This is a genomic window from Thermomicrobiales bacterium (genome assembly GCA_041390825.1).
Classification (GTDB): Bacteria; Chloroflexota; Chloroflexia; order Thermomicrobiales; family UBA6265; genus JAMLHN01.
In genome coordinates this window covers 58,067-67,966 of sequence record JAWKPF010000025.1, presented here as the reverse complement: position 1 = coordinate 67,966, position 9,900 = coordinate 58,067, and the positions used below count along the sequence as shown (strand labels likewise).

Below are 9,900 nucleotides of genomic sequence, written 5' to 3'. Positions count from 1 at the left end.
GACCCCATCTGAACAATTTACGTGCGCTCGCGCCCTCGTCCACGGACTTGGGCCGGTTTGCGTTTTTTGGCGCGCAAGCGTCCAGATTGGTGAGTCCCGTTGGCGGAATTCAAATGGTTCGGTCACAACTGCTTCCGAATCAAGTCGCGCGAAGCGACCATCATTACCGACCCAGTCGATCGGTCAACCGGATTCGCCGTGGCCAAGCAGAACGCGAACATCGTCTCGATCTCTCGAAGCGATTCTGTGAATGCGAACCTGGGTCTGGTCCGGCCTGACTTCCAGGTGGTCGACGGCCCGGGCGAGTACGAGATGGACGATGTTTTCATCACCGGGGTTCGCACGTTCATCGACGATGCGCATACCGAGCGGAAGCAATTCAACACGGCCTATCTTTTCGAGATGGACGGTTTCGTCATCTGCCATTTGGGCGATCTCGGAAAGGTTCCCAACTCGGATCAAACCGAACAGCTTGCTCAGGCGGACATTCTGCTATTGGCTGTCGGCGGGGCGAACGGATTGACCCAGGAGCAGGCCGCGGAGGTCGTTTCCCTGCTGGAACCCAAGGTCCTCATCCCCATGCAGTACCGGACCGAGATCGGCGATCAGGGCTTGCTTCCAGTCGAGAGCTTCGCCAAGCTGGTAGGTGTCGAACTGCCAGAACCGCTCGACAAGTACTCTCCGCGCCAGGCTGATCTCAACGAAGCGATGGAGATCGTGCTGCTCAATCCAGACAGCGAGGCGGCAAAGCGATGACCTGCAGCCGATCACTGCATCAGAACGTCGAAATCCCGGTCCTGCAATCGACCAGGAGTTGGAATCGCAACCTTGTGAGGCGACGCACCCGCGGCGCCTCTCTCACTTCTCGGGTGGCGCAGCACCCAGTTCTCGAACCCGTCGGTTTCAGTTTGCAGGAGAAGGGGTAGATCATGCCCAAGTACATCTTCATCACCGGCGGAGTCGTGTCATCGGTCGGCAAGGGAATCACCACTGCCTCTCTCGGCCGGCTGATCAAGAGCCGGGGCGTTCGGGTTTCTGTGATGAAGCTCGACCCCTACCTGAATGTCGACCCGGGCACGATGTCGCCCTATCAACACGGTGAAGTGTTCACAGCTGGATGACGGCGCGGAGACCGATCTCGACCTCGGGCACTACGAGCGCTTTATCGACGAGAACCTTTCACGCGCATCGAACGTGACCACCGGCCAGGTCTAATTCCGCGGTGATCGCCAAAAGAGCGTCGCGGTGATTACCCCGGCGGGACCATCCAGGTCATCCCGCACATCACAAATGAGATCATGGACCGAATTCGCCAAATCTGCAACACAACTCCGATGTCGTCATCATCGAAGCTGGCGGCACCGGGCGATATCGAAGGTCAGGCGTATCCTCGAAGCTATCGGCAGATGCGGCGGCGAGGTCGGTCGTGTGCAACAACGTCTTGTTCATCCACGTCACGTTGCTCCCTGCGCTGGGCGCGACGGGAGAACTGGAAGACCAAGCCGACCCAGCAAAGCGTGCGCGAATTGCGCTTCCGCTGGGTATCCAGCCGGATGCCATCGTGTGCCGTTCCGACAATGAGATTCCCGACGACGTCACGCCGATCGCGCTCTTCTGCGATGTCGATCGGGATGCGGTCATCCCGGGATGCCCACCGCTTCGACGATTTATGAAGTGCCCCTTCTCTTGCAGGAAAGTGGCGTGGACGCTGATCGACCAGCGCCTGAACCTGCAGAGCCATGAACCTGAATTGACGATTGGCGCGAGATGGCAGAGTGCGGCTGAAGAACCCGGAACAAGGCGTCCGCATCGCCATCGTCGGTGCTACGTCGAGCCGCACGACGCCTACATGAGCGTTACCGAATCGTTGACCTCGCGGGTCTCGCATTCGACGAAACCGGAGTTCGTCTGGTCAACGCGGAAACGATGTCGGCCGAAGAAATGGTGAACGTGTTCAAGACCGTCCAGGAATCGTGGTTCCTGGCGGATTTGTCCGAGGAACCGAGGAAAGATCGTCGTGCCGCGCAATACCGCCGCGAGACGGGCACTCCCTATCTGGGGCTCTGTTACGGACTCACATGGCGGTCATCGAGGTCGCCCGCAATGCGTGCGGTCTGGTCGACGCCAATTCCTCCGAGATCGATCCGGAGACGCCGCATCCGGTGATCGGGCTCATGCCGGGTCAGCATGGCGTCGAGATGGGTGGCACGATGCGGCTCGGACTTTGGCCCTGCAAGCTCGTGCCCACGGTTCCAGGGCCGCGGCCGCCTACGGAACCGAACTGATCGAGGAGCGCCACCGGCATCGGTTCGAGGTGAACAACGACTATCTGCCAGTGCTGGCTGAGTAGGGACTCGTCGCGTCCGGGGTCTCACCGGACGGCAAACTGGTCGAGATCATGGAACTGGACGGTCATCCATTCTCGTGGAGTGCAGTTCCATCCGGAGTTCAAGAGCCGGCTGAATGCGCCAGCAATCCGGGCTCTTCGGGAGTTCCTGCGAGCCTCGCTCGACGTGCTGCCGGAAGGAAGCCAGCGAACGCTTCCCTTCCCGAACGGGGTGGCCAAAGCGACCGAGCCAGCGTTGGCGGGCGCGAACGAATAGACGCCTCGCAGGAACCGGTTCGCACCCGACGATCCTTTTCCAGGACCAGCTCGCGTAGTTGGTCCTGGAACGTTTCCATCCTCCGGAGCAGTTCCGGATCGCCTGCTCCGAGGATGCGCACCGCCAGCAACCCGCGTTGCGCGCATTGTCCACAGCAACCGTCGCGACGGAATGCCCGCGGGCATTTGCACGATCGACATCAGCGCGTCGAGTCCCTGCAACTTGGTGATACCGACCGGCACGCCGATGACCGGCAGCGGAGTGACCGACGCGACCATCCCAGGGAGATGCGCTGCCCCGCCAGCCCGGCAATGATGACCTTCAAGCCCCCGTCCGGCGGCCGCTTTGCCATAGCCGATCATCTCTTCTGGTGTGCGATGGGCCGAGATGATGCGCACCTCGTGCTGCACGCCGAACTCAGTCAAAGCGGGTCAGCCGCCTGCATCACCGGCAAGTCGGAATCGCTTCCCATGATGACCCCAACCAGAGGCGTTTCAGACATCGTTCGTGTTCTCCATTCATGATGGCGGCCGCTCGCCGCGCCAAGGCACGGGTTGCATCAAGTTCTTCACCCAACACCGTCAGGTGCCCAATCTTGCAGGCTCCTGGGCGAGCTTCCTTGCCATAGAGGCAGATGCACGCCGCCAAAGAGCAAGCGCCGCTCGCATCTGATCGGCCTCCGGTCCTCCGTTTCATCCACCCACCGATGCTCGGTGACGGCCCACGGCGCGGCAAGTCGCGCTCCCGCTGGGCAGGTCCAGAACCGAACGAAGATGCTGCTCGAACTGAGGTGACCGCGCCTTCGATCGAAAGTGACCGGAGTTGTGCGGCCTCGTCGCAATCTCGTTGATCAGCAGCTTGCCGTCGGTCTGGGAAAACTCGACTGCCAACAAACCGACCACATCACAATCGGCCGCGATCGTTTCACAATCCACTGGGCTTCGGCATGCAGATCATCCGATTCCGGCGCTGGAGCGCCGATCAGCTCACGCAGCATTCCATCGACCTTGCACGGTCTCGACCAGTGGATAGGTGGGCGTTTCCAGACGGGCGGCGGGCGACCTGCATTGCGAGCTCGCGCTCCAGCAGGACCCGCTCTTCCAGAATCGGGCGACGTTCGATTCTCCAGCTCATCGAGCAGCGACTCAAGCGCGGGCAGGTCTTCCACGGTCCAGACGCCGCGCCCGTCGCAAACTTCACCCGATCTGCTTTGACAATAAGCGGCATGCCAACACGGGCGACAAAATCCGCGACATGGCTGCGATCGACGACCGCCAGGAACGTTACGGAACAGCTAAAAGGCACACCGGCAATCCGAGAGCCCGAAACCGCTCGCGTTGCATGCGCTTCGATTGAGAGAGGCGCATCACCGAGGAGGACGGTCGCGACCATGTGGCCACCGGTTTTCCCAACTGTTCGAGCAGAGATCGGTATCGACCAGTCAGATCGAGCGGTATCGTCGCAATGCGCGGCAAACGCTTCGACCGTGGTTGGATCGCTGTGATCGCCGATGGTGACGTCGGGAATCACTTGCGCGGCGCCATCATCCGTGCGACTTGCCAGAACAGCCAACCGCACATCGAGCGCAATCGCCGCGGCCGCGCTCATGCGCGCCAGTTGACCAGCCCCGATGAATCCGATATCTGCTCGATCGCTCCGCACCGATCCTTCCGTGTTCGAGTGGAGCATACCAGCGCCACGTACAGTCCTTGGCCGCGCGAATCTCGTCATTCTTAGGGGTCGGGCTTCCATCCCGCAATCATTCGAAGCTCACCATGGGTAGTCGATGAATCGAAACATCAATTCCACCGTTGGCGAAGCCGATTTCGAGGCATATGACGATTTCGCGGCAGAGGATGCCGCCGGGGAGTTCGAGCTCACCTGCCCCAGCTGTGACCATCTCCCGAGCGCTTGACTCCTCGTACGAGCGCTTGTGTCTGCCCGGGATGCCACCGGCACTTCTGGTTGCCAGCCCGGGAACGGGTCGATCTCGTCGCAGATCCCGGATCGTTCCGGGAAACCAACGCCGAGGTCGCGTTCCTGGTCGAGCCGCTGACATTCCGGGACGCCTGGCCGATGACCTGCCAGCCATCGTCCCAGATCTCCGCTGGGAGAATGTGGTGACTGCGCCGTCACGATTGGCGGTGGCCGGGAGTAGCGGTCCTGGTTGTCGTCAGATATGGCGATTGACACCCGGTTCGATCGGTATCGTCACTGTGAGAAGATCTGCCTCGCGATGGAAGACGCGGCCACCTGCGGGTGCCGCTGATTGCGATCGCATCTGGCGTGCGTGCAAACCGATAACGAGACCTTGACCTTCGCCCAGAAGGTACGCATTGCCTCCGTCGTAGGTCGCCTGCAGCGCAACGGGGTCCCATTCACCTCCGGGTCCTCGCACACCCGACCACCGGAGCGTTCTCACGGGACTTGGCAATCACGGTAATCTGGTTCGCGAACCGGCGGCCCAGCTCGCTTCATCCCGCCCGCACCAGAGGCTTTGATCGATCTTGGCACCGCGAGCAGCGAAGAGATGCTTGCTGCGGAATGATCGACGGAATCGTCGAGCGAACTGCCCTGCGCGAGCGCGTTTGCGACGGTGCTCGATGTGCTGACCTCCTCGCGGCTCACCCAGGCCGTCCAGCGCTTCGCCGGTTTGGACTTCGATTCCACCAGGACGCGGTAGCGACGACGCCGCCATTGCCCGCAATCCTGGCCGCCCAACCCCGAGCGACTATCTTCTGAACGGCTCCGGTCCAGCCTGATCGAAATCCACGGCGATCGCACCGGAGTCTCGGATCCCAACCTCTACGTGGGCATTACGATCGAGGGCGTGACTGTTGGATTGATCGGCGGTGCTAGGGGAACCCGAGTGTCCTCGCGTCCGGGATTCCGCACCGTGGTTCGCCTATATCGCCTCGCCGGGCAACTCGAGTTCCCAATCGCATTGATCGACTGGGATTGCTGCAGGTTTCGGCAATCGAGGGGGCCGCGCTGTCCACCTGATTAGCCAGGCAATGCGGGTTGCCGTATCGATCCCCGTTCCCATGGTCGCCATCGTCACCGGTGTAGCCGCCGGTCCCGGAGCCATGGCGCTGACGATTGCCGACTCGGTCTACATGCTCGAACATGCCTTACTCGACTGCTGGACTCGATCGCCCGGCCCATCCCGGATTGGCTTTCTGACCGCGCAGTCGGGTTTCTGGGGAGCCAGAGAGTGCTTGCGGCTCGGAATCGTCGATGGCGTGATTCCTGAGCCTTTTCCAGCGACGCTCGATCGATCCTGATGGAGCGGCACAACAACGAGGCTCACCATCATCCATGCGCTGGCGGAACCTGCTACAACGGTATTGGCCAACGACGCCTGCTCGATGGAGCGCACGCAAGCTTCGGCACCTGGCCTCGCCACCTCGGCCGGACGGGAGGCGCTCAGTATCGAATTGCTCAGTTGCACGAAATTCAGCAGTCGCTTGGACGCTCGATCGAAGAACTGGCGCGGACGTCTCGAACATCACCAGCTCGGTCTTCCGAACTTGCCGTCACTTCCGCAGGTGGACCTGTCGTCACTTCCAGCCTGTCCAACGCTGCCGCAGATGGATCTGTCGTCGCTGCCGGCGCGTCCGACGCTGCCGCAGGTCGATTCTCGGTCTGCTAACCTGCCCGTCTCTGCCCACGATCCGGTCGTCTGGGCAAGTCCCGTTCTGACATGAGCCATCTCGCAGAGCGATCTTCGCGGCAACTCGCCGTGGGTTCGCCGAACGAGTCCAGGACGTGCGCGCGACACCGGAGACACCTGACCAATCCGACTGCAGGAGTCTGAACCGAATGAGTGATGTCGTTGCCCAAATCGGCTGGGACTCATTGGCCGCACGGTCGTCGAACAGATCTCCGCGCAACGCGACCGCTGGCAGCGTGACTATGGCTGCGGGTCGTCATTCGCGCGCTCATCGACTCCTCTGACTGGCGGCATTGCCTCGGCCACGAGCGGCGGTTTCTCCAACGATGACCTTGCAGCCGTGCTCGATCACCGCTCATCCGGGGCGGATTTCCACCTTGCCGGAGTCGTTCGCTGGTCGAAACGCACGGTTTCTGGAGAGGCGCTCACGCTCACGCAACCGTTCGGACCCATCAATGCCATCGACACTGCCGCGGGAAGCAAGACCGCGAACCCTGGCCATGACCCTCACCAATGGCGGAGGAGCGGTGCTGGGTTAAACAAGGCGCCCATGGCTCGGCTCGCATCCGACCCAATGGCCGCGCTGCTTGGTCCGAGTCTGGCGTTTCGGGGACGCACACGCTATGAGACCACGTGCGGAGCGGGTTTGCCGGTCATTTCTACGTTGCGTTCGCTGATCGCTTCCGGAGACGAGGTGACGCGTGTCGCTGGCGCGTTGTCCGGCACGTTGGGCGCGATCTTCGCCGATCTCGATCAGGACAAGCCGTTCTCGCAGGCGGTGGTCGTGACGCCAAGGCTGCGGATTCACCGAACCGGACCCGGAGGAGATCTGAGCGGGTTGGGACGTGGCGCGGAAGGCGCTGATTCTTGCACGCACCATCGGCATCCTGTCGAGCTCGACCAGATCCAGATAGAGAGCCTGGTGTGCCGGAGGCGCTGCGACGGCAGCGTCGATGATTTCATGGTGGGCATATCGCGTGTCGACAAGGACAGGTGAGCGCGCAGCGGCGGCGCGCGCCAACGGCGCTGATTGAAATACGTCGCGACCGTTGCTGCAGGTGAGCCGATTTCCCGTTGGAATGCGGAGATTCCGCTCGATACCGTCTTCGGATCGCTGATCGGTCCTGAGAACATCATCACGATCCGCTCGAAGCGTTATGCCGCCAATCCGATCACACGGTTTATCACAGGCGCCGGCGCGGCGGTGACCGCGGCCGGCGTGGTGGCGGACATGCTCGATCTCGCGACAACCTTGGGTGAACAGGAACGATGACTGCCAAGAACGCCAACCGATCGCTCGAACAGATCCGCTCAGCTTTCTCCTGACGACTACTATCAGTCTCCGGTGGCCGGCGAACCCTGATCGCCTACGCTCATCGCAGGCATCCCGCAGGGCGCCAGGGTGCTCGATGCAATGCGGCATCGGTCGTCTGCCGTAGACATCGCCGAGGCCTGGCGCAACAGTGTATGGATTCGACGACTATCCCGCTTATCTCGCGTTCGGGCGCGCCAGCTCGCGAACACCCGCGGAATAGCAAAGCAGATCGACTTCCAGGCCGTCTCGGGTGAAAAAGCTGTTCAGTCCTATCCCGAAGGAGATTTCGATCTGGTGTTGGGACTGGGCGGAGGCCTGAGCTGGCGACCATTCCTGGCGGTTCGCGGGCGGATTGGCGGCCGCTCATCGTTGGCTCAAGGCAAAAGGCGTCATCATCAACCGGCGACCTGATTGCCCCGGGAAAGCCCTCAGATTTGATGAAGATGGTTTTCGGGCAAAAAGCTGCATGCGGAGGACGACTATCTCGCGGCGATCGATGTTGCCGGATTCGATGATCTACGCTGGGCGCTCGGATGACTCGCGACTGGGACAATGTCGCCGCCACTATGGACTCGGCTTCGCGCCCTGATCCCTCGATCTCGGTCCGAGGATGAACTGACTGCGCAGCAGCTCACCGAGGCAGCGCGCACGCATCCCGAGGTCGCGTTCCTCAACGTAGTCGCACGAAAGCGCTAGGCGAAAGACGGTCTTCACGCCGCGAGAGACACCTCCGCCCGGATCCGTCTCACCTCGATGTCACCGAGGCAACAGCACGGTCCCCCACACCCGAGACGAAGAGGCCGCGCCCGGGCATGGCCCGCCGAGCAGCAACTGTTGTTCGACGGCTGGGTCGCGCGTCTCTCAGATGAGCACTAAGCGCGCCAACTCGGCATTGCTTCGCCTATCCTCAACCAGAGATGACCATCTCGCCACCGTCGCGCGAATCGAGCAGCTCATCGTTCTGCAGCCGCCTCGTGATCTTCCGCCTGCTGTCATTCACTGACTCCGGCCCGATCTCGATTCCTGGCTGAAAATCCGAGGCTATCGTGAGGCGGACCGCACCCCGGTCATGACCCATGGATTACGAATCAGCACAGTTCGATGACGATGTGAGCGTGCCTGATCTGACGAAGGGATCGAAGGCATGTGCGAGCATGAACAACCTCTCCGCCGCCATTCTGCCGAGTCACCGGGCGAATCCTGGAGCGCATACCGGACACGGGACTGACGTTCTTTGGGCTGTACCGAGAAGGAAAAACACTCGTCGCGTGCGGGCCGTCGGTCACTGACGGCGGGCTGGTCGGCCTTTCGGTATCGTCACCGATCCGGAATTACAGGCGCAGGGGTCATGCCGCCAGGTTGGTCCGCGGCATTGCTGGCCCAGGGAGTCCAGGACGGCGTCGACCGCCTATCTCCAGGTGCGTCATGAGTTAACACCCTGCAGCGATTGCGCCTCTACGAATCGCTTCCGGGCTCGAGAGGCTGACGGCAATGCCTATCGCATCCGCGACTTCGATCGGCTGGTTTACATGGATCCAGTCGTATTCCATGCCTCGCGCAGTTCCTTCGGCAACGGCCCGGCCGTGTGTTGCTCGACCATGGCGAGCCATGGATTCCAGCGCCGACACCGGCGCAGGTCACGCATTATGTCCAGTTGTCGATGACGCGTTGCTGAAAGACGAGAAGCAGATTTGGGAAGTGCGAGCGTAGCTCATCGAACGCCTCCAGTGCGTGGTGACTGGCATTCCATCCAGAGTCCGCCTTCGCCAAACAAGCAGCAACGTCTGGTGCAAACGCTGGTGGTGATTTCGCTGGTCTGGTCTGCCTTGAATCCACCCGACTTCAGCCTGGGGCTGTCGAGTTCGGTCCCGGCCCCAAACTCTCCTGGCACCAATCAGTCGAACCGCGGTGAATCCGCAAAGCTGACGTGCGGCTTGACCAAAGCAAAGACCGCCTTCGGCAGGTGACGATATCGGTCGTCTCGCCAACCACTGAGACCGCAAAGAGGCGGTTCCCTCACCGTCAGCCGAGGCGAAGACCTCGAATGGTCCGCAAAGTCGACACCTCGACCTCGGGAAAGACTGGTGATTCCCACCGTCCCGGGTTTGTATATCTGATCGAGTCTCCAGGTTTCCACGGGGAGCAGACCAGCCATAAAGCCATGAAATGTTACTGTCGAACCTTGACACGCACCGTATCAATTCTGTGGGATTGACTATTCAGGGAGTAACCGACCTCATTCTCCAGGTTGGCTTCATGGTCGTCATTGCCAGGACGCGCCGCGTTCCCGGCCATGAAGGCGAGCAGCA

Annotated in this window: 7 protein-coding genes and 2 pseudogenes; 7 read left to right on the top strand and 2 right to left on the bottom strand. The window is 61.4% G+C overall.

What is annotated here, in order from left to right; genetic code table 11:
• The first annotated feature begins 99 nt into the window (after nucleotides 1-99).
• From R2855_14075 to R2855_14060, 4 genes and pseudogenes are all read left to right on the top strand, one after another.
• Nucleotides 100-756, top strand: a complete 657-nt coding sequence (locus R2855_14075) for an MBL fold metallo-hydrolase (protein ID MEZ4532130.1) — start codon at nucleotides 100-102, stop codon at nucleotides 754-756.
• 173 nt (nucleotides 757-929) lie between these two features.
• Nucleotides 930-1,673: pseudogene (locus tag R2855_14070) on the top strand (hypothetical protein).
• Nucleotides 1,674-2,078: 405 nt separating this feature from the next.
• Entirely contained in the window at nucleotides 2,079-2,285 is a 207-nt protein-coding gene (locus tag R2855_14065; GenBank protein ID MEZ4532129.1) for a hypothetical protein, read from the top strand.
• 144 nt (nucleotides 2,286-2,429) lie between these two features.
• Nucleotides 2,430-2,603: a hypothetical protein gene (locus R2855_14060; protein MEZ4532128.1), complete on the top strand. Its 174-nt coding sequence runs from the start codon at nucleotides 2,430-2,432 to the stop codon at nucleotides 2,601-2,603.
• 692 nt (nucleotides 2,604-3,295) lie between these two features.
• Here the strand turns inward: R2855_14060 and R2855_14055 are convergent.
• Entirely contained in the window at nucleotides 3,296-3,538 is a 243-nt protein-coding gene (locus tag R2855_14055; protein MEZ4532127.1) for an ATP-grasp domain-containing protein, read from the bottom strand.
• A gap of 46 nt (nucleotides 3,539-3,584) precedes the next feature.
• Nucleotides 3,585-4,265: a hypothetical protein gene (locus tag R2855_14050; GenBank protein ID MEZ4532126.1), complete on the bottom strand. Its 681-nt coding sequence runs from the start codon at nucleotides 4,263-4,265 to the stop codon at nucleotides 3,585-3,587.
• Between the two features lie 124 nt (nucleotides 4,266-4,389).
• Here R2855_14050 and R2855_14045 point away from each other — a divergent pair, with 124 nt between their 5' ends.
• From R2855_14045 to R2855_14035, 3 genes and pseudogenes are all read left to right on the top strand, one after another.
• Nucleotides 4,390-4,518, top strand: coding sequence for a hypothetical protein (locus R2855_14045; GenBank protein MEZ4532125.1), 129 nt, complete (start codon nucleotides 4,390-4,392; stop codon nucleotides 4,516-4,518).
• Nucleotides 4,519-5,647: 1,129 nt separating this feature from the next.
• A complete protein-coding gene (locus R2855_14040) occupies nucleotides 5,648-5,887 on the top strand; it encodes a hypothetical protein (protein ID MEZ4532124.1) in 240 nt (79 codons plus the stop codon).
• A 939-nt stretch (nucleotides 5,888-6,826) separates the two neighbouring features.
• Nucleotides 6,827-7,549 (top strand): annotated as a pseudogene (locus tag R2855_14035) (hypothetical protein).
• Nucleotides 7,550-9,900: the final 2,351 nt, after the last annotated feature.

Bases quoted from the DNA above. Each gene is read 5' to 3' on its own strand.
- R2855_14045 (MEZ4532125.1), top strand. From the start codon at position 4,390: ATGAATCGAAACATCAATTCCACCGTTGGCGAAGCCGATTTCGAGGCA.
- R2855_14065 (MEZ4532129.1), top strand. From the start codon at position 2,079: ATGGCGGTCATCGAGGTCGCCCGCAATGCGTGCGGTCTGGTCGACGCC.
- R2855_14040 (MEZ4532124.1), top strand. From the start codon at position 5,648: ATGGTCGCCATCGTCACCGGTGTAGCCGCCGGTCCCGGAGCCATGGCG.